Origin of the sequence: Curtobacterium flaccumfaciens pv. betae, assembly GCF_026241855.1 — a bacterium.
Taxonomy (GTDB): domain Bacteria; phylum Actinomycetota; class Actinomycetes; order Actinomycetales; family Microbacteriaceae; genus Curtobacterium; species Curtobacterium flaccumfaciens.
In genome coordinates this window covers 3,380,499-3,400,883 of sequence record NZ_JAPJDC010000001.1, presented here as the reverse complement: position 1 = coordinate 3,400,883, position 20,385 = coordinate 3,380,499, and the positions used below count along the sequence as shown (strand labels likewise).

16 protein-coding genes are annotated in these 20,385 nt (G+C 70.2%); 11 read left to right on the top strand and 5 right to left on the bottom strand.

Features of this window, described 5'->3' with window-relative positions; genetic code table 11:
• Window positions 1–385 precede the first annotated feature (385 nt).
• Window positions 386–2,194 (top strand): ABC transporter ATP-binding protein, encoded by a 1,809-nt coding sequence (locus ORG17_RS15965; protein WP_214527963.1) that lies wholly within the window; start codon window positions 386–388, stop codon window positions 2,192–2,194.
• A 101-nt stretch (window positions 2,195–2,295) separates the two neighbouring features.
• Entirely contained in the window at window positions 2,296–4,095 is a 1,800-nt protein-coding gene (locus ORG17_RS15960) for an ABC transporter ATP-binding protein (RefSeq protein WP_214527970.1), read from the top strand.
• A 48-nt stretch (window positions 4,096–4,143) separates the two neighbouring features.
• Here ORG17_RS15960 and ORG17_RS15955 read toward each other — a convergent pair whose 3' ends face one another.
• Together ORG17_RS15955 and ORG17_RS15950 are read right to left on the bottom strand one after the other, a co-directional pair.
• Window positions 4,144–4,734, bottom strand: coding sequence for a PIN domain-containing protein (locus ORG17_RS15955; RefSeq protein ID WP_173032821.1), 591 nt, complete (start codon window positions 4,732–4,734; stop codon window positions 4,144–4,146).
• 26 nt (window positions 4,735–4,760) lie between these two features.
• The gene (locus tag ORG17_RS15950; protein ID WP_173032823.1) at window positions 4,761–5,291 is read right to left on the bottom strand and encodes a helix-turn-helix domain-containing protein; all 531 of its coding nucleotides are present in this window, start codon (window positions 5,289–5,291) and stop codon (window positions 4,761–4,763) included.
• Between the two features lie 94 nt (window positions 5,292–5,385).
• Between ORG17_RS15950 and ORG17_RS15945 the strand changes: the two genes are divergently transcribed.
• The gene (locus ORG17_RS15945) at window positions 5,386–5,814 is read left to right on the top strand and encodes a DUF805 domain-containing protein (protein ID WP_027466671.1); all 429 of its coding nucleotides are present in this window, start codon (window positions 5,386–5,388) and stop codon (window positions 5,812–5,814) included.
• A gap of 49 nt (window positions 5,815–5,863) precedes the next feature.
• Here ORG17_RS15945 and ORG17_RS15940 read toward each other — a convergent pair whose 3' ends face one another.
• Together ORG17_RS15940 and ORG17_RS15935 are read right to left on the bottom strand one after the other, a co-directional pair.
• Entirely contained in the window at window positions 5,864–6,232 is a 369-nt protein-coding gene (locus ORG17_RS15940; protein WP_232536539.1) for an MGMT family protein, read from the bottom strand.
• A gap of 29 nt (window positions 6,233–6,261) precedes the next feature.
• Window positions 6,262–6,717, bottom strand: a complete 456-nt coding sequence (locus tag ORG17_RS15935; protein WP_027466669.1) for a GNAT family N-acetyltransferase — start codon at window positions 6,715–6,717, stop codon at window positions 6,262–6,264.
• 85 nt (window positions 6,718–6,802) lie between these two features.
• Here ORG17_RS15935 and ORG17_RS15930 point away from each other — a divergent pair, with 85 nt between their 5' ends.
• Window positions 6,803–8,095 (top strand): ROK family transcriptional regulator, encoded by a 1,293-nt coding sequence (locus tag ORG17_RS15930; protein ID WP_214527964.1) that lies wholly within the window; start codon window positions 6,803–6,805, stop codon window positions 8,093–8,095.
• Between the two features lie 215 nt (window positions 8,096–8,310).
• On the top strand, window positions 8,311–10,725 hold the full coding sequence (locus tag ORG17_RS15925; RefSeq protein ID WP_214527965.1) for a lamin tail domain-containing protein: 2,415 nt from the start codon (window positions 8,311–8,313) through the stop codon (window positions 10,723–10,725).
• A 160-nt stretch (window positions 10,726–10,885) separates the two neighbouring features.
• On the opposite strand, the gene ORG17_RS15920 is transcribed toward ORG17_RS15925, so the two are convergent.
• Window positions 10,886–11,398: a hypothetical protein gene (locus ORG17_RS15920; protein ID WP_027466667.1), complete on the bottom strand. Its 513-nt coding sequence runs from the start codon at window positions 11,396–11,398 to the stop codon at window positions 10,886–10,888.
• Window positions 11,399–11,551: 153 nt separating this feature from the next.
• Between ORG17_RS15920 and ORG17_RS15915 the strand changes: the two genes are divergently transcribed.
• From ORG17_RS15915 to ORG17_RS15890, 6 genes are all read left to right on the top strand, one after another.
• On the top strand, window positions 11,552–12,394 hold the full coding sequence (locus ORG17_RS15915; RefSeq protein WP_214527966.1) for a PhzF family phenazine biosynthesis protein: 843 nt from the start codon (window positions 11,552–11,554) through the stop codon (window positions 12,392–12,394).
• Window positions 12,395–12,607: 213 nt separating this feature from the next.
• Window positions 12,608–13,966, top strand: coding sequence for an extracellular solute-binding protein (locus ORG17_RS15910; protein WP_027466665.1), 1,359 nt, complete (start codon window positions 12,608–12,610; stop codon window positions 13,964–13,966).
• 107 nt (window positions 13,967–14,073) lie between these two features.
• Entirely contained in the window at window positions 14,074–15,024 is a 951-nt protein-coding gene (locus tag ORG17_RS15905) for a carbohydrate ABC transporter permease (RefSeq protein ID WP_111056610.1), read from the top strand.
• Window positions 15,025–15,029: 5 nt separating this feature from the next.
• On the top strand, window positions 15,030–15,923 hold the full coding sequence (locus ORG17_RS15900; protein WP_371836703.1) for a carbohydrate ABC transporter permease: 894 nt from the start codon (window positions 15,030–15,032) through the stop codon (window positions 15,921–15,923).
• Between the two features lie 105 nt (window positions 15,924–16,028).
• A complete protein-coding gene (locus ORG17_RS15895) occupies window positions 16,029–19,061 on the top strand; it encodes an alpha-mannosidase (protein WP_214527967.1) in 3,033 nt (1,010 codons plus the stop codon).
• Between the two features lie 337 nt (window positions 19,062–19,398).
• Window positions 19,399–20,358, top strand: a complete 960-nt coding sequence (locus ORG17_RS15890) for a hypothetical protein (RefSeq protein WP_214527968.1) — start codon at window positions 19,399–19,401, stop codon at window positions 20,356–20,358.
• Window positions 20,359–20,385: the final 27 nt, after the last annotated feature.

Here is a 20,385-nt window from a genome sequence, read left to right as displayed (position 1 = left end):
GCGATCCCTGATCGCACCGCGGCCCCGCGCCGCGGCCGCCGTCTAGTCGGGCCGTTCCCACGGCCCCGCGGCGCAGCACCACCGGCGTCCGCGAACCACCCGCCTGAACCCGGGGGACGACGCTCCCTCGGTGCCTCCGGCCCGACCGACGTCACGCGAGTGACGGCGGAGACGCGACCACGCGCCCGGCCGATGATCACCACGCAACGCCACACCGAGCCTCCAGGCCGAAGCCGCGCAACGCGAGCAAGCAGCAAGCAAGCAAGCAAGCAAGCAAGCAGCAAGCAAGCAAGCAAGCAGCAAGCAAGCCGCAAGCAAGCAAGCAAGCACGCACGCACCGCGCAGCGCGACCCGGGGACCCGGCAGACGCATGAGGACGCAACGCATGTCCAAGTCGCCCACCACGGCGCGCCCGTCCACCTTCCGCGCGATCGCGCGGATCTACCCCTACGTGAAGCCCTACCAGGGGCGCCTCATCGGCGGCATGGCCGCAGCGATGGGAGCCTCCCTGGTGGCGCTCGCAATCCCTTACGTGCTGCAGTGGCTCGTCGACGGTCCGCTGTCGTCGCGCGACTCCGCACAGATCTGGCCCGCCGGGTTCGGGGTGCTCGCCCTCGGCGTGCTCGAGGCGTTCTTCATCGCCTCGCGCCGCCGGCTGGTGATGCGCCCCTCGACCCGCATCGAGACCAGCATGCGCAACTCGCTCTACGCGAAGCTGCAGGACCTGCCGGTCGCGTTCCACGACCGCTGGGAGTCCGGGCAGCTGCTGTCCCGTTCCGTGTCGGACCTGTCGCTGATCCGGCGCTGGCTGGCCTTCGGGGTCGTCCTGCTCGTCGTGAACATCGTGACGATCGTCGTCGGCTTCGTCGTGCTGTTCACCTTCGGGTGGATCCTCGGGCTGATCTTCCTGATCGCGTCGATCCCGCTGTGGATCAACGGCCTGCTGTTCGAGCGCCGGTACTCCGCCGTCGCACGCCGCAGCCAGGACCAGGTCGGTGACCTCGCCACGAGTGTCGAGCAGTCGGTGCACGGCATCCGCGTGCTCAAGGCGTTCGGTCGCGGCGGCGCGAAGCTCGAGGAGTTCAGCGAGCAGGCCGAGGCGCTGCGCGGCACCGAGATCAAGAAGGCGAAGGCCATCGCGGGCATCTGGCTGTGGCTGCTGCTCGTGCCCGACGTCGCGTTCGCCCTGTGCCTGCTCGCCGGCATCTGGCTCGCGTCGCAGGGGCAGCTCAGCGTCGGCCAGCTGTTCGCGTTCTTCGCGACGGCGACGGTGCTGCGGTTCCCGATCGAGTCGATCGGCTTCCTGCTCTCGATGACGTTCGACACCCGCACGGCGGTCGACCGTTTCTTCGAGGTCATGGACTCCGAGAACACCATCACGGACCCGGAGCACCCGAAGACGATCGCCGAGCCGCACGGTGCCCTGTCGTTCAACGGCGTGCACTTCCGGTACCAGGACTCCGCGCCGCAGTACCCGGACCTGATCAACGGCGTCGAACTGCAGCTGCAGCCGGGCGAGACCATGGCGCTCGTCGGGCTCACCGGCTGCGGCAAGACGACGCTGCTCTCGCTCGTGCCGCGTCTGTACGACGTGACCGGCGGTTCGGTGACGATCGACGGGGTCGACATCCGCGACCTCACCCGCGAGGAACTGCGCCGGCACGTGGGCGTCGCCTTCGAGGACGCCACCCTGTTCTCGTCGACCGTGCGTGAGAACGTGCTGCTCGGTCGACCGGACGTGCAGGGCGCCGAGGCCGAGGCGCTCATGCGCGAGGCGCTCGACATCGCGCAGGCGTCCTTCGTGGACGACCTGCCCGACGGCGTCGACACCCGAGTCGGTGAAGAGGGGCTGTCGCTGTCCGGTGGCCAGCGTCAGCGCCTGGCACTCGCCCGCGCGATCGCCGCGCGGCCGTCGGTGCTCGTGCTCGACGACCCGCTGTCGGCGCTCGACGTCGACACCGAGGCGCGGGTCGAGGCGGGCCTGCGTCGCGTGCTCGCCGACACCACGTCGCTCCTCGTGGCGCACCGTCCGTCGACGGTGACGCTGGCCGACCGGGTCGCCCTGATGGAGAACGGCGTCGTCACGGCCGTCGGGACCCACCACGACCTGATGGCCACCAACGAGCACTACCGCTACGTCATCTCGTCGCTCGACGACGACGACGCGACCGCACGACAGGAGGCGATGGCATGAGCCAGCAGACCGACCAGAACCTGCCGGGAGGCACGGCGTCCGTCCCGCAGGGAGCTCCGGACGAGCAGGCTGCCGCGCCCGTCACCGCCTCGATCACCACCATGGGCGTGCGCGGCGAGGAGCGTGAGGACTTCACGAAGGCCGAGAGCAAGCGCCTGCGGCGCCGGTCCCTCGCCCTGCTCGGGTCCCTCGCCGCACCGCTGAAGCTCCGGCTGGTGCTGCTCGGCATCGTGGTCGTGGTCTCGACCGCCGGCACCGTCGCGGGTCCGGCGCTCATCGCGTGGGGCATCGACAACGCCCTGCCCGCCGTGATGGACCAGAACGACTGGGTGCCGGCGTTCGCCGTCGTCGCGACGTACATCGTCGTGGCCGTCCTCGGTGCGGTGCTCACGGCCTGGTACACGGTGCTCGCGGCACGGATCAGCCAGGCGATCCTGTTCGACCTGCGCAAGCGGGTGTTCCTGCACACCCAGCGGCTCTCGCTCGAGTTCCACGAGACCTACACGTCGGGCCGGATCATCTCGCGCCAGACGAGTGACCTCGACTCGATCCGCGAGCTGCTCGACTCCGGACTGAACCAGCTCATCCAGGGCGTGCTGTACATGGCGTTCACCGCCGTGGCCCTGGTGCTGCTCGACCCGACGTCCGGGCTCGTGCTGGCGGTGTCGCTCGTGCCGCTCTGGTTCCTGATCCGCTGGTTCCAGACGAACTCGCAGACGTTGTTCCGCTCGACCCGTGTCACCTCGGCGCGCGTCATCGTGCACTTCGTCGAGACGATGACGGGCATCCGAGCGGTGCAGGCGTTCCGCAAGGAGTCCCGCAACCGTGACGAGTACGGCGGCTACGTCGAGGACTACCGGGTGGCGAACACGAAGGTGTTCAACCTGTTCGGGACCTTCGACCCGGTGCTCGTGCTCATCGGCAACGCGACGCTCGCCGCGGTCGTCATCGTCGGTGGTTTCCGGATCGTCGGCGGGACGCTCGAGGTCGGTGCGCTGCTCGCGGTCGCGCTGTACGCCAAGCGCTTCTTCGACCCGGCGCAGGAACTCGCGATGTTCTACAACGGGTACCAGTCGGCCTCGGCGGCGATGGAGAAGATCTCCGGTGTCCTCGAGGAACGGCCGAGCGTGCCGGACCCCGTGAAGCCCACCCGTCTGGCGGACGCCACCGGGAAGATGGACTTCGACGAGGTCGTCTTCGCGTACAACAAGGGCAAGGTCGTGCTGCCGGAGTTCGACCTGCACATCCCGTCGGGGCAGACCATCGCCCTCGTCGGGTCCACCGGTGCCGGCAAGTCGACGCTGGCCAAGCTCATGGCGCGCTTCTACGACCCGACGCAGGGCTCGGTCAAGCTCGACGGTGTGGACCTGCGCGACCTCGACACGAAGGACATGCGCCGCGCGATCGTCATGGTCACGCAGGAGGCGTACCTGTTCTCCGGCACCGTCGCGGACAACATCGCGCTCGGCAAGCCCGGTGCGTCGCGTGCGGAGATCGAGGCGAGCGCCAAGGCCGTCGGCGCGCACGAGTTCATCATGGCGCTGCCCGACGGGTACGACACCGACGTGAACAAGCGCGGCGGTCGTGTCTCTGCGGGTCAGCGGCAGCTGCTCTCGTTCGCGCGGGCGTTCATCGCGGACCCGAAGGTGCTCATCCTCGACGAGGCCACGGCGTCGCTCGACATCCCCTCGGAGCGACTCGTGCAAGAGGGTCTGGAGACCCTGCTCGCCGACCGCACCGCGGTGATCATCGCGCACCGGCTGTCCACCGTCGCGATCGCCCACCGGGTGCTCGTGATGGAACACGGCCGGATCGTCGAGGACGGCACCCCCGCCGACCTCATCGCCGGCACCGGGCGGTTCGCCCAGCTGCACGCGGCCTGGCGCGACTCGCTCGTGTGACGAGTTGTGATGTCGGCGATGACACTCCGCAGAGTGTCATCGCCGACATCACGAGGGGTCGGCTAACTGGTGGCGGAGAAGTGCCGCGGCTTCCTGCATCTCGTAGCGGCTCTCCAGGACATCGACGATCTGGGTCGGCGACAGCTTCGGGCCGTGCTGTCCAGTCCTGGACGCGAGTTCGAGTACCGCCCGGGCCGCAGCCGCCGGGCGGAGCGAGACCTGATCGTGGACGAACGAGGCCGGGCCGAGGATATCGATTCCGCTCGGGATCTTGTCGTCAGGAAAGTCCTTGAAGTTGAGTGTGACGATGGCGCCCGCTCCGCCAAGCTCTGCAGCGGCGACCACGTGTTCGTCGTCAGGATCCGGGAGGCCGTAGGAACCATCGAGGCGCTCCCATCCTGTGACGACCGCATCGTCGAACTTCAGGCGCATTGTCTCGACCAACCGGTGTGCTCGCTCCTCGGCAGCCGCCTCGTCCGCACCGCGACGCACTAGCTTCTTCGCCTCGTGGTACTCGAGTTCCTCGAGGATCGCCGTGCTCCAGATTGGGCGGTACACGCCTTCGATGGCGAGCGACAGGAGGAGATCCCGCTGAAGGCTGGGCCAGAGCACGCAGGTGTCGAGGAGCGCCGTGAACACTCTAGGAGTATCTCATGTGTCGCGAGTTATTCTCGTTGACCTGCTCGGAGTTGCTTCCGTGTGAGCCGAAGGTCTGCCAGTGTCGTGTCGACGTCATCACCTTCGTCGTACTCGGTGGAGTACAACGCCGACAGTGCTTCGTACTGCTCATCTCGGCGTCGCGTCCGGTATGCAAGAGCATCCGCGAGCTTGATCCGTCGATGCGTGTTGACCTTCTCGAACGGGATGTCTCCCCGGTCGAGCATCTTCACGACCGTTGGTCGACTCACGTTGAGCAGCTCAGCAACTTGCTGGGTCGTCAGCGTGCGGGACTGCGGTGAGATCGTGACGGCCAAGCCGCGCTGCATCGCTTCGATCACCTGTAGGAGAACTCGATGGACCTCGGCCGGTAGTTCGACGTGATCGCCTGCCTCGGCTCCAGCGAGGAAGTAGCGGGCTTCGATCTCATCCCGGCCCGCTTCAGCATGGGCGGCGAGGAAGTCATGAACTTGCGCGACCGCTCCGGCGTCGGAAGCCTCATATGTTTCCTGCTGCAAAGCGTGTACCTGTGCTGGCATCTTTATCTCCTTCGCAACAACCGTAACAGGTTTCGTTTATTTCGACTCAGGATGGGCCAGATGTCATCGATGCACCACGTGGTTGGCTTGCTCCATGAGCAACGACAGCGTGGTGCAGCCCGGCGGCGTCGCCCTGCACGACCCCTTCTACGGTGCCCCCTTCACCGAGGCCGTCCGACGGTTCTGGCGGAAGTACACCGTGTTCACCGGACGGGCATCGCGCGCCGAGTTCTGGTGGTGGTGGCTGACGTCGTTCGCGATCGGGCTCGTGCTGCAGCTCGTGCCACAGGTGTTCACGCCGGACACCCCGGCGCTCGAGAACCCCGTCGGCTCGTACCTGTTCATGCTGTGGGTGCTCGCGACGCTCATCGGGTCGCTCGCGCTCGGCGCCCGACGGCTGCACGACGCCAACCTGTCCGGGTTCTGGCAGTTCCTGCACGTGCTGCCGGGCCTCGGCTCGCTCATCGTGTACGTACTGTGCCTGCTGCCCGCGAACCCGAAGGGTGCGCGCTTCGACCGCTGACGGCCGATCCAGGGCGGACCCCGGCGGGCCGACCTGTGCGGACCGGGGATCAGAACGGGTCGTCCGCGTCCGTTGCTGGTGACCAGCGCGCACGACGCATGTCGAGCCTCCAGGTCGACGTCCCCTGCACGAGCGGCGTCCCCTCGACGCGGTAGTGCTCGAGTGCCCGGGCCTCGTGGTGGAGCGGCGGGTGCCCACCTGCGCGCACCACGCGCCACCACGGCAGGTCGGCGCCCTCGTGCGCCATCACCTTGCCGACGGCTCGCGACGCCCGCGACCCGAGGGCTGCGGCGACGTCGCCGTACGTCATGACGTGACCCGGCGGGATCATCCGCACCACCTCGGCGACGGCGGCGCCGAAGTCGCCGGCGGCGTCTGCGAAGGGCACAGTGTCGGACGGCACGGTGTCGGATGCCACGGCGTCGGAGCGTACGTCGTCGGGGAGCGCTAGAGCGTCAGGACCGCGAAGTGGTCGCCGTACTGGGTCTCGCGAACGACCTCGAAGCCCACGGCGCGGAAGAACGCCTCGGGGCTGTCGTCGCCGCCCGGCTCGTACACGACCGTCAGTCGCTCGAACCCACGGCTGCGTGCCTCGTCCGCCAGGCCGTGCACGGCGAAGCGACCGACGCCCCGGCCCTGTGCGCTCGCCGCCACGTTGACGCGCCAGATGCAGCTGCGCAGCTCTTCCTGCGCGTTGTCGGCGTCGAACGAACCGATGATCAGGCCGAGGACCTCGTCGTCGTCGAGGACGACACGGGTCCACGCGGAGCTCGGCTTGACGTCGGACTCGGCGACCCCGTAGGTGGTCGGCTGCACGAACTGTTCCTGGCCCGGCTTGAGCGTCAGGGAGTTGGCCGCGGCAGCGGTCTTCGCGGAGAGTTCTTCCAGGCGCAGGTCGGACATGCGGCCAGGCTAACGGTGCAGACCCTGCGGAAGCCAGAGACCGGGGCAGACCGAGACCGCACCGTTGCCGCGGTATGGTCGCGGCATGGCAGAGCATCGACGCGGAGCGAACCTCCCGTCGATCGGCGGGTTCAACCGCACCGTGGTCCTCGACGCCGTCCGCCGCTCACCCGACGGCCTGAGCCGTGTCGAACTCGCAGCCCGCACCGGACTGAGCGCGCAGACCGTGTCGAACGTCACCCGGTTCCTGATCGAGGCCGGCATGATCGTCGAGTCCGGCACCGTCGTCTCCGGCCGCGGCAAGCCCCGCACCATCCTGCGGCTCGAACCGGGCAGCCGGTACGCGGTCGGCGTGCACGTCGACCCGGCCGTCGTCACCTACGTGCTGCTCGACCTCGCAGGCACCGTCGTCGCCGCGTCCACCACCTCGACCCCCACGGCCGACGACCCGTCCGAGGTGGTGCGCACGATCGCCTCGGCCGTCGACGGGCTCGTCGCCGACGCCGGGGTGGCCGTCGACAGCGTGCTCGGTGTCGGGATCGCGAGCCCCGGACCCATCGACGTCGAGGCGGGCATCGTGGTCGACCCGCCGTTCCTGCCCCGGTGGCGGGACGTGCCGCTGCGCGATGCGCTCGCCGAGGCCACCGGCTACCCGGTCCTGCTCGAGAAGGACGTCACGGCCGCCGCGGTCGGCGAGATGTTCCTGGCGGGGGAGTCCTCGGCCCGGAACTTCGCGTTCGTGTACTTCGGCACCGGGTTCGGCGTCGGGCTCGTCGTCGACCACGAACCCGTGCGCGGGGTGGGGTCCAACGCGGGCGACGCCGGGCACATCATGGTCGACCAGGGGTCCCTCGCGGGCACACCGGACGGCTCGGGCACGCGCGGCGAGGTCGGTGCAGCCGTCGCGCCGGACCGGCTGGTGCGGATCGCGCGGTCGCGGGGGCTCGCGCTGTCGGGCGGCGGCGCGGTCACGGAGGCTGGTGCTGGCGCAGCCGCCGACGCCGCGAATGCCGACTCGGTCGACGCCGTGAACGCCGCGTGGGACGAGCTCGCCGTGGCGATCGCCGACGGGGACGACACCGCCGTCACGCTCGCGGCCGAGGCCGGCACCGTCATGGGCAACGCCGCCGTCCTCATCGTCAACCTGCTCGACATCGACCGCGTGGTGTTCGGCGGCCCGTTCTGGTCGCGCATCGCGAGCGCTGCGCTGCCGGCTGCGCGGACCGCTATCGTCGGGTCGCCGTTGCTCGTGCCGAAGCACGCCGTGCAGGTGGTGGAGAGCGACCGCGGTGCCGACGTCGCCGCCGTGGGTGCCGCCTGCCTGGTGCTCGACGCCGCGCTCTCGCCGCGGGCCAGCACCCTGCTGATCCGGCGCTGAGCGCGCGGGCTCACCGGAGGCGGTGAGCGCGACCGCAGGGCGGACGGGAGGCGCGGTGCGGACCCGACCCGCGCCTCCCGTCCGCACGCGCGCGTCCAGGGCACCGGTCGCGACCCGGGACACCGCCCGTTCACCCGGCGGCCACCGGCCGGTCGCGTGGATGCTGAACAGTCGTGCAGGTCTCCGCCCGCTCTCTCCCCCGAGAAGGACCCTGCATGCGTGCTCCTGCCCTGCGCCCACCCACGATGCGGATCGGCGCAGTCGTCGCGACCGCCCTGGTCGTCGCGGCCGGTGTCGTCACCGCCAGCCCGGCCCTCGCCGCCGTCGGTGACGACGACCCGGCCGTCGGCGCCGTCGCGGCGAACGGCCTCGTCATCAACGAGGTCGAGTCGAACGCCGACGACACCGACTGGGTCGAGCTCAAGAACACCTCGGGTGCCGCGATCGACCTGACCGGGTACGCGTTCCTCGACTCCGACAGCTCGCACGACGCCTACGTCCTGCCCGCCGGCTCGACGATCGCCGCCGGCGGGTACTTCGTCGTCGACCAGCTGTCCGCGACCGCCCCCGGCTTCGACTTCGGGCTCGGTGGCGCCGACACCGTGCGTCTCTACGACCCCGCCGGCGACCTGGTGCTCCGGTACGCCTGGACGACCCACGCGGGTGTCACCTACGGTCGCTGCGTCGACGGTGTCGGGCCGCTCGTGGACACCACGTCCTCGACCAAGGGTGCCGCGAACGACTGCTCCTCGCCCGTGCGGATCAACGAGGTCGAGTCGCAGGACGGCACCCCCGGCGACTGGGTGGAGCTGACCAACACCGGCAGCACCACCGTCGACCTGGGCGGGTACGTGCTGCGCGACAGCGAGGACGACCACACGTACACGATCCCCGCGGGCACGACCGTCGCGGCCGGGGGCTTCACCGTCCTCGACGAGGCGGCGTTCGGCTTCGGACTCGGCAAGGCGGACTCCGTGCGGCTCTTCGACGCCCGCGGTGCGGTCGTCGACTCGACCTCGTGGACGGCGCACGCGAGCACGACGTACGGCCGCAACCCCGACGGCACCGGGGACTTCGCCGAGACGGCAGCACCCACGAAGGGTGCGGCGAACCGGTTCGCCGGCGTCGTCACCGCCGAGGCCTGGCCCGGCGGCCCGGACGAGACCGTGCTCGACGACGAGGACACCTTCACGGGCGACCTGAGCGGCCTCGACTGGACGACCTCGGGGACCTCGCGGGACGGGCAGCTCTGGGCCGTGCAGAACGGCGACGGCCTGCTCTACCACCTGACCCCGGACGGCACGGGCGGCTGGGCGCCGTCGAACGCCGCGGGCACCGACCTGCGCTACGCCGACGGCACGGGCACACCGGACGCCGAGGGCGTGACGGTCACGAGTGACGACCCCGGCGCCGTCTACGTGTCGACCGAGCGGAACAACGACGTGTCGAGCACGAGCCGCCCCTCGGTCCTGCGCTACGCCACGACCGACGGCTCCGAGGGCACCCTGCGGGCCACCGACGAGTGGAACCTCGCCGCGAACTTCCCCGGGCTCGGCGCGAACGCCGGCCTCGAGGGCGTCACCTGGATCCCGGACGCCTGGCTCACCGCGCACGGCTTCACCGACGAGCGCACCGGCACCGCCTACGCACCGTCGCGCTACGCCGGACACGGGGAGGGCCTGTTCTTCGTCGGGGTCGAGGGCACCTCGAGCGTGTACGCCTACGCCCTGATGGACGACGGGTCCTCGGCGCGGGTCGCCACGATCGCGACCTCGCTCGCCGTCGTCGCCGACGTGCAGTTCGACCCGACGCTCGATGCGCTCTGGGTGGTCTGCGACGAGGTGTGCTCGGGTCGGACCGCACTGTACGAGGTGACCGACGGGGCCTTCGCCGCATCGACGCTGTACGAGGCGCCGTCGGCCGCCGACCGCACGCTCGCCAACGAGGGCTTCGCGATCTCGGGGGTCTGCACCGACGGGGAGCGCGCGACCTTCTACGCCGACGACAACGACACGGACGGGTTCTCGCTCCGCACGGGGACGTACCCGTGCGAGGGCGGCGACACCGACCCGGGCACGGAGCCGACGCCGACTCCGACCCCGACTCCGACCCCGGGCGACGGCGGCACGACGCCGACGCCGGTTCCGACCCCGGGTGGGACGCCCACCGCGGGCCCGACCCCGGGTCCCTCGGCCGCCCCGGTTGGTCCGGTGGCGCCGTCGGGGTCGCTGTTGACGGAGGCGAGTCGTGGTGGGGTGTCGGCTCCGGCGTCGGCTCGTGCGGGGGAGACGATCACGGTGACGGTGGGCACGGCGTCGGCCGGTGACACGGTGAACGTGTGGTTGTTCTCGGAGCCGACGTTGATCGGTGCCGCGGTGGTGGCTGTTGACGGGACGGTTCGGGTGACGATCCCGTCGGACACGGTGGCTGGGGTGCACCGGTTGGCGGTGACGGCTGTTGACGGGTCGTTGATCGGGTGGACCCCGATCACGATCACCACGGACGGGCAGCTCGCGTTCACGGGTGCCGCAGGGCTCGGTGCCGGTGCGTTGGTGGCGTTCCTGCTGCTCGCGGCGGGTGCGGGTGTGCTGGTGGTGCGTCGCCGACGTCGGACGGTGGCTGCGGAGTAGTCCCCGCGCCCCACGGGCGCACTTCGTGAGCAGGAATGGTCGGGTTCGAACAGCGGACCCGACCGTTTCTGCGCACCATGGGTGGTGGGCGCGACCGCGCGACGGACGGGAGGCGCGGTGCGGGGCCGCCCCGCGCCTCCAGGCGGGTGGGTGCGTGCGTTCAGTGCGCCGCCCCGTGCATGGTCTGGGTGTCATCCTGACCGGGGATGGCGTCCTTCGTGGTCCAGCCGTACCAGCGGCCGTCGATCTCGGTGACCGCGCGACCGTCGCCGCAGGTGACCAGGCCCTTGGTCGGGAGCTCCTCGGGCAGGAAGTCGGCGGTCATCGCCGTGCCGCCGTACGACTCGTCGAGCGGGGTGCAGTCGTCCACGTCGACGCCGTCCTTCGAGGCGAACCCGATGACGTACCCGGGCTGGGAGACGTGGAGGCGGACGTCGATGTCCTTCGCGTCCTCCGGCACCCACTTCGGCATGAAGAACGCCAGGTCCTCGGACTCCCCGGAGCGCGGGGCGTCGGAGTACGCGTCGAAGTGCTTCTGCGGGGTCTTGTTCGGCACGATGTCCTGGATCGCGCTGCAGCCGGCGGTCAGCAGCAGGGCGGACACCGCGGCGGTGGAGGCGAGGGCGATCCGGAGGGTGCGGCGGGCGGTGGTGGGGCGCGTGTCGGTGCTCATGGATCCAGTCTCGCGACGGACGCGGCGCTGAAACATCACGTGCGCACCCGGAAGCGGTCGGGGGTTAGCCCCACCTGGGCACCGCAGCACGCCGTGCCACCCGTCGGGGATCGGCCCGCGCACCCCGTCACCGTGCCGCAGTAGCGTCGGGGCATGCAGCAGGAGATCCTCCGGTACACCGCCTTCGCCGCCGAACCGGGCGGTGGCAACCCCGCCGGGCTCGTGCTCGACGCGGCCGGGCTGTCCGACGACCAGATGCTCGCGATCGCCCGGCAGGTCGGGTACCCCGAGACCGCCTTCGTCGTCGGTTCGACGGCGACCGGGCCGCGGGTCCGCTACTTCTCGCCGAGCGCCGAGGTCCCGTTCTGCGGGCACGCCACCGTCGCACTGGCCGTCGCGTTGGCCGAGCGAGAAGGGACGGGCCGCCGGGTGTTCACGACCCTGGCCGGCGAGGTCGCCCTCGATGCGACCGTGGGTGCGGACGGCGCGGTGCAGGTCGCGATGACGAGCGTCGAGCCCGCCACACGGGACCTCGACCCGGCCCTGCTGGCGCGGCTGTTCGACCTGCTCGGACTCGAGGCGGCGGACATCGCTCCGGGGTTCCCGGTGCTGGAGTCCTTCGCCGGCAACTGGCACCCGGTCCTCGTGCTGCACGACCGCGAGCTGTTCCACCAGTTCCGGTTCGCGCCGGGGCCCCTCGCCGAGCTCAAACGCGAGGCCGGATGGGCGGGGACCGTCACGGTGCTGCACCGCACCGGCGACCGGGAGTACGAGGCGCGCAACCTGTTCCCCGCCGGGCGCATCACCGAGGACCCGGCGACGGGATCGGCTGCGGCGTCGACCGGGGCGTACCTGCGGCAGATCGGTGCAGCGCAGCCGGGCGACCCCATCACGATCCGGCAGGGGCGGCACGTCGGGCGTCCGAGTCTGCTGCTCGTGGACGTCCCCGAGGCCGGCGGGATCACGGTGACGGGGAGCGCGACGCCGATCTCCTGACGGACGTTCCTTCCCAGAACGCATGCGTTGGGAAGCGGAATCGGGCGTACCTGGTCGAAACTTCCGACCCGGTACGCCCGATTTCACTCGGTACGCCCGATTCCGCCGACGGCCTCCCCCAGAAACTCCTTGACACGGTTAAGTCAATACGGTGGACTAATCCTGCGCGCGGGCGATGGTGCCCGCGGACATCACCCGTGCAAAGGAGCACCGATGAAACGCACCCGCATCATCGCCGGACTCGCAGCTGTGGCCGTGGCCGCAGTCGGTCTGGCTGGCTGCTCGAGCTCGGGGTCCGCCTCGAGCGACACGATCAAGATCGCGTACCAGAAGTTCGGCGCCTTCCAGCAGCTCGACGCCCAGATGAAGGTCGTCAAGAAGCAGTACGAGAAGGACAACCCCGGCAAGAAGGTCACCCTCGTGCCCATCCAGGCGCAGGGCAACGACTACTACACGAAGCTCGCGCTCATGAACAAGGCGCCGGCCACCGCCCCGGACGTCATGTACGAGGACACGTTCCTCGTCAAGGCCGATGCCGAGGCGGGCTACCTGCTGCCACTCGACAAGTACACGGACAAGTGGGACGAGTGGGACCAGTTCTTCGACAACGCCAAGCAGGCCGGGCAGGGTGACGACGGCAAGATCTACGGCGTCCCGATGGGCACCGACACCCGAGCCCTCTGGTACAACAAGGACATCTTCAAGAAGGCCGGGCTCGAGGTCCCGTGGAAGCCGAAGACGTGGGACGACGTGCTCGCGGCGGCGAAGACCATCAAGGACAAGCAGCCCGACGTCATCCCGTTCAACATCTACTCGGGCAAGGCGCAGGGCGAGGCCTCGACCATGCAGGGCTTCGAGATGCTCCTGTACGGCGCGGACGGCTCCGGCAACACCCTGTACAAGGACAAGAAGTGGGTCACCGGCTCGAAGCAGTTCGAGGACTCGCTCAAGTTCGTGAAGGACGTCTACCAGGGCGGCCTCGGCCCGACACCGCAGCAGGCGCTCGACACGAACGTCGGCACGACCATCGCCCAGACGTGGCTGCCGAAGGGCAAGCTCGCGATCGACCTGGACGGTTCGTGGCAGTCCGGCACGTGGCTGAAGTCCGGCACAGCGCCGTGGCCCGAGTGGAACGACGTGATGGGCCAGGCACCCATGCCGACCCAGAACGGGCAGGCTCCCGGCTACAACTCGATGTCCGGCGGCTGGACCCTGGCGGTCGGCGCGAAGTCGAAGAACCCGCAGGCGGCGTTCGACTTCATCACGAGCTTCCTCGACAAGGACGGTTCGCTGAAGTACGACACCGAGAACAGTCAGATCGCCGTCCGCAAGGACGTCGCGGACGACCCGGCCTACACGGCGGCGAACCCGACGTTCAAGTTCTTCTCGGGGCTGGTGGAGAACACCAACTTCCGCCCGGCGACGAGTGACTACTCGCAGGTCTCCAACGCGATCCAGGTCGCGATGGAAGCGGTCATGACGGGCCAGCAGTCGCCGAAGGACGCGGCTGCCGCCTACGACAAGGCCGTCACGCAGGTGGTCGGCAAGGAGAACACCGTCTCCGCTGGTTGACGGACGTCACCCACTGACGGACTGGAGGCGCGGGGCGGTCCCGCACCGCGCCTCCCGTCCGCTCTTTCCCACCTTCGGAACCCCTCCGCACCCGGAAGGCACCCATCGTGTCCAGCACCCCCCTCGCGCCGACGCTGTCGGCGCCCGGTGCGCCGAAGCGCACCGATCCACCCGTGCCGCGCAAGCGGCGACCACTGCGGAACGTCGGACGAGCGGTTCCGCTCGTCCCCGCCCTGGTCCTCCTCGTCATCTTCCTGCTCGGCCCCGTCATCTCGTCGTTCTACGGGTCGTTCACCAACTCGGCGCTGACCGGTGCCAGCGCCGCCGACCAGCAGTTCGTCGGGTTCCAGAACTACGTCGAGCTGTTCCAGGACCCGGACTTCCCGAAGTCCGTCATCCTGACCGTCGTCTTCCTGCTGGCCTCGGCCGTGGTGGGACAGAACGTGCTCGGCCTCGGACTGGCCCTGCTGATGCGCTCGGCGAACAAGGCCGTCCGGGCGATCGTCGGCACCTTCGTGGTGGCCGCGTGGGTCCTGCCGGAGATCGTGGCGTCCTTCGCGGCGTACGCGTTCTTCAACGACGAGGGGACGCTCAACACGTTCCTCGCGTCGATCGGGATCACCGGCGCGAACTGGCTCTACACGTACCCGATGCTCGCCGTGATCCTGGCGAACATCTGGCGCGGCACCGCGTTCTCGATGCTCGTCTACTCGGCCGCCGTGCAGGAGGTCCCCGAGGAGATCACCGAGTCCGCCGAGGTCGACGGAGCCACCGGCTGGCAGCGGCTCGTCTACATCACGCTCCCGGTGATCCGCCGGAGCATCTCGACGAACCTCATGCTCACGACGCTGCAGACCCTGTCTGTCTTCACGCTGATCTTCGTGATGACCGGCGGCGGTCCGGGCACGAACTCGTCGACCCTGCCGATCCTGGCGTACCAGGAGGCGTTCAAGTTCTCGCAGCTCGGCTTCGGGACCGCGATCGCGACCATCCTGCTCGTGGTGGGGGCGGTCTTCTCGATCATCTACATCCGGGCCCTCAAGCCGGAGGTGGACTGATGGCCATGACCGCCCCGTCCCTCGACCAGACCACGACCCGCTCGGTGACCGCACCGGGGTCGATGCACATGACGTCACCGCGCGGCCGCACCATGCGGTGGGTGTCGAACACCGTGCTGCTCGTCATCGCGGTGTGCTTCGCGGTGCCGCTGCTCTGGCTCGTGCTCGCCTCGTTCGACACCCAGGCGTCGCTGTCGGTGAAGCTGCCCTCGCAGTTCACCCTCGACAACTTCGCGAAGGTGCTCACCCCCGAGCTGTCGTTCATCCCGCTCGCGAACAGCCTGCTGCTCTCCGGCGGCACGGCGGTCGTCACCGTGGTGTTCGCCCTGCTCGCCGCGTACCCGCTGTCCCGGTACAAGATGCGGGTCAACAAGCCGTTCCTGTACAGCATCCTGTTCGGCACCGGTCTGCCGATCACCGCGATGATGGTGCCCGTCTACGCGCTGTTCGTGTCGCTCAACCTGATCGACAACGTGTGGGGCTGCATCTTCTTCCTCGCCGCCACGTCGCTGCCGATGGCGATCTGGATGGCGAAGAACTTCATGGACTCGGTGCCGATCTCGCTGGAAGAGGCGGCGTGGACCGACGGCGCCTCGATGCTCACCACCCTGACCCGCATCGTGATCCCGCTCATGCGTCCGGGCATCGCGGTCGTCTTCATCTTCGTGTTCATCCAGGCGTGGGGGAACTTCTTCGTCCCCTTCGTCCTGCTGCTCTCGCCCGAGAAGGTGCCCGCCGCGGTGAGCATCTTCAACTTCTTCGGGCAGAACGGGGCGGTGGCGTACGGCCAGCTCGCCGCGTTCTCGATCGTCTACTCCGTGCCGGTCATCGCCCTCTACGTGATCGTGTCCCGAGGCCTCGGCGGCGGCAACGCCCTCGCCGGCGGCATCAAGGGCTGACGCCGGCCCCCACCCCCGCAAGACACCGGTGTTCGCGCGTCGAACACCCGCGAACCGCGGTTCGATCCGCGAACACCGGTGTTCCGCGAACCAGAAAGGAAGCACATGCACCAGGACGAACCGCTCGTCGAGGCCCGGATCGCCCGCCTCGTGCGCGACCGCGTCGACCCCGCCGTCCTCCGTCGCTCGGCGCCGGTGACGATCGAGGCGTGGGAGGTGCCGGGCGAACCGGTGCCGTTCGACGCCGCCGTGGGCGAGACGTACACACCGTTCACGGTGGGGTCGCACTGGGGCGGACGCCCGTGGGGCACGACGTGGTTCCGGGTGACCGGGACCGTGCCGGCGGACTTCGGCACCGCGCCGGGGACCACCGCCGAGCTCCTCGTCGACCTCGGGTTCACCAAGCGGCAGCCCGGCTTCCAGGCCGAGGGACTCGCGTTCCGCGCCGACGGCTCCACGATCAAGGCGATCGAGCCGCGGAACGACACCGTGCCGCTCGAGGTCGGCCCGGGGGAGTCCTTCGAGCTCTGGATCGAGGCCGGGGCGAACCCGGACATCGGCGGCGACTCGTTCCAGGGTGCGACGCCGCTCGGCTCGCGCTCCACCGCCGGCGACGACCCGATCTACCGCCTGAAGGCCCTCGAGGTCGTCGAGCGCGACGACACCGTGTGGGAACTGCAGCAGGACCTCTGGGTGCTGCGCGGGCTGATGGCCGAGCTCCCCACCGACGGCACCCGCGGCGCCGACATCCTGCGGGCACTCGAACGCGCCGCAGACGCCCTGGACCCGGACGACGTCGCCGGCACCGCCGCGGACGCCCGTCAGGTCCTGGCGCCCGTGCTCGCCGTCCCCGCCAGCCCCGCCGCCCACCGCGCGATCGCCGTCGGGCACGCCCACATCGACTCCGCCTGGCTGTGGCCCGTGCGCGAGACGAAGCGCAAGTGCGCGCGGACGTTCTCGAACGTGCTCGACCTGATGGACCGCGACCCCGACTTCACCTTCGCCTGCTCGTCCGCACAGCAGTACGCGTGGATCCGTGACGAGTACCCGTCCATCTGGACCCGCATCAAGCAGCGCGTCGCCGAGGGCCGGTGGATCCCGGTCGGCGGCATGTGGGTCGAGTCGGACACCAACCTGCCCGGCGGTGAAGCCCTGGCCCGCCAGTTCGTCGCCGGCAAGCGCTTCTTCCTCGAGGAGTTCGGCATCGACACCCCCGAGGCCTGGCTCCCCGACTCGTTCGGCTACTCGGGCGCCCTGCCGCAGATCGTCCGCGCCGCCGGATCGAAGTGGTTCGTCACCCAGAAGCCGTCGTGGAACGAGACGAACGTCATCCCGCACACCTCGTTCCACTGGGAGGGCATCGACGGCTCGCGCGTCCTGACGCACCTGCCCCCGGCCGACACCTACAACTCCGACGTCTCGCCCGCCGACCTGCGCCGCGGCGAACGGAACAACAAGGAACGCGGCACCGCGAACACCTCGATGCTCCTGTACGGCTTCGGGGACGGCGGCGGCGGTCCCACCCGCGAGATGGTCGGCGCCGCACACCGCCAGCACGACCTCGACGGGTCGCCCCACGTCACGCTCGGCACGCCGGCGCAGGTGTTCGAGCAGCTCGAAGCCGAGCTGCCGACGCCGGGGGTCTGGTCAGGGGAGATGTACCTCGAGTTCCACCGCGGCACCTACACGTCGCAGATCCGCACGAAGCAGGGCAACCGCCGCTCCGAGCACCTGCTGCGCGAAGCCGAGCTCTGGGCAGCGACGGCGGCGGTCCGGCTCGGCAGCGAGTACCCGTACGCCGAACTCGAGGACGCCTGGCACACCGTCCTGCTGCAGCAGTTCCACGACATCCTGCCCGGGTCCTCGATCGCGTGGGTGTACGAGAACGCCGAGGAGCAGTACGCCCGGGTCGCCGAGGTGCTCGAGGGGCTGATCGGCAGCGCGACGACGGCGCTCGCGGGCAGCGCGACGACGGCGCTCGCCGGCGCCGACGACGCCGCGTCGGTCGTGCGCTTCAACGCCTCGCCCGTCGCGGCAGGGGACGTGACCGCCCTGGCAGGTTCGGTCGTCCACGCGCCGCGACCCGTGCCTCCCGTCCGGAGCGGCGACCACTTCGTCTTCGACACCGGCGTCGTCACGGCGACCATCGACGCCGCCGGCCACGTCGTCTCGTTCGTCGACCACGCCACCGGACGCGACGCGATCGCGCCCGGCGCCGCGGCGGCGGAGTACACGGTGTTCCGTGACACCCCGAACCAGTGGGAGGCGTGGGACATCGACCGCGCGTACCAGCGCAACGGCACGGTGCTGTCGGCGTCGTCCGTCTTGGTCGACGGCTCCTCGCTCGTGGTGGAACGGTCCTTCGGATCGTCGACGCTCACCACGCGCTACTCCGCCGTGCAGGGCGAACCGGAGCTGACCGTCGAGACCGAGGTCGACTGGCACGAGCACCAGAAGCTGCTGAAGCTCGCGTTCCCCATCGACGTGCTCGCGTCGTCGGCCTCGAGCGAGATCCAGTTCGGACACATCGACCGGCCGACGCACCAGAACACCTCGTGGGACCACGCCCGCTTCGAGACCTCGGCACACCGCTGGGTGCACGTCGCGGAGCCCGGGTTCGGCGTCGCCGTGGCGAACGACTCGACCTACGGCCACGACATCACGCGCGAGACCCGGCCGGACGGCGGGATCACCACGCTCGTGCGGGAGTCGCTGCTGCGCGGGCCGACGTTCCCGGACCCGAACGCCGACCAGGGGCACCACGTGTTCCGGACGGTGCTGCGGATCGGGGCCTCGGTGCTCGACGCCGCGGACTCCGGGTACCGGCTGAACCTGCCGGTGCGGAGCGTCCCCGGGTCGGCCGAGGTCGCGCCGCTCGTCATGGTGTCGTCGCCGCAGGTGTTCGTCGAGGCCGTCAAGCTCGCCGAGGACCGCTCCGGAGACGTCGTCGTGCGACTGTACGAGGGACTCGGCGGCCGGGCGTCGGACGTCGGGGTCTCCTTCGGGTTCGACGTCGAGTCGGTGTCACAGGTCGACCTGCTCGAGCGGCCGCTGGAGCGCTCGTGGTCGGCCGGGGAGCCGGTCGTACTGACCCTGCGGCCGTTCGAGATCGTGACGCTGCGCGTGCGTCGGGCCTGAGGCAGCGGGCCCGGCGTTCGGTCGGGGAGAGACCGCGGCGCCGGACGGGACACGGGTGCGTTCCGTTCGGCGTCGTGTTGCGTGCGGGGTGCGGCGTGCGCGTGCGGGTCGGGTGGCCTGGTCGGGCGGGTCGGGTGGCCTGGTCGAATCGGGCGTAGCTGGTCGAATCGGGCGTACCTGGTCGGAACTTCCGGCCAGGTACGCCCGGTTCCGCTTGGCATCGCGGCCGTTCTGGGAAGGAACGTCTCCCCTCCACAACCGCCCAGGCCTGGAGGCCCGTCCACAGTTCCCGACATCGGCCCCAGGAGCGGGTGGCTGAGCGGGCATCGTCACGTGCATGAACGAGTCGCTGCCCATCCTCCGAGCCTCCGCCATGCACGAGGCCGGCCTCGATGCCACCACCCTGCGCCGCCGGACCCGGACCCAGGGTGTCGGCCGCCTGGTCCGGGTCGGGCCGAACGCCTTCGTCGACGGCGCCGCGTGGGACGCGGCCGGGCCTCGTCAGCGGTACGTCACCCGGGTCTTCGCGCGGCTCGGACGGCTCGGCACGCGGGCGACGGCCTCGCACCTGTCCGCGGCGGCCCTGCACGGCCTCCCGGCGCTCGCCGGGTGGGACGTCCCGGTGCACGCGACGGTGCCGGAGTCGATGTACCGGGGCAGGAGCGCCGAGCTGGTCCTGCACACGAGACCCGTCGGCCGGGCCGAACGGATCACGGTCGGTGCGATCGCCGTCACCTCCGTGCCCCGGACCGTCGTCGACATCGCGATGTCCGGCGACCTGCGGGCCGGCGTCATCATCGCGGACGCCGCGCTGCGACGTGGGTTCGACGACGCCGACCTCCGACGAGCGGTTCCTCCGAAGGCCCGCGCCCGAGCCCTGGCGCAGCAGGTGCTCGACCTGGCCGACGGTCGGTCCGGGTCGCCGGCCGAGTCGCTCGCTCGGGTCGTGTTCCGGGAGCTCGGACTGCCCGCGCCGGTTCTGCAGCAGGAGTTCGTCGTGGACGGCCGTCGGTCCGCGGTCGACTTCTGGTTCCCGGACCACGGGGTCATCGTCGAGATCGACGGACGGGCCAAGTACTCCCAGGAGCGCTACCTCGGCGGCCGGAGCCCGACCGAGGTGTTCCTCGACGAGAAGCGGCGGCACGGTCGGTTGCTCACCGTGCCGGGTGTCCGGACGATCATCCGGCTCGAGTGGCGAGACCTCTTCGACCTCGAAGCGCTGGCACTGCGACTCCGGGCGGCGGGGCTCCCGTGCGCGGTCCGCCCGGTCCGGAGCGTTCGACGCCGCGCGGGGTGACCGTTCGACGCCGCACGGGGTGACCGT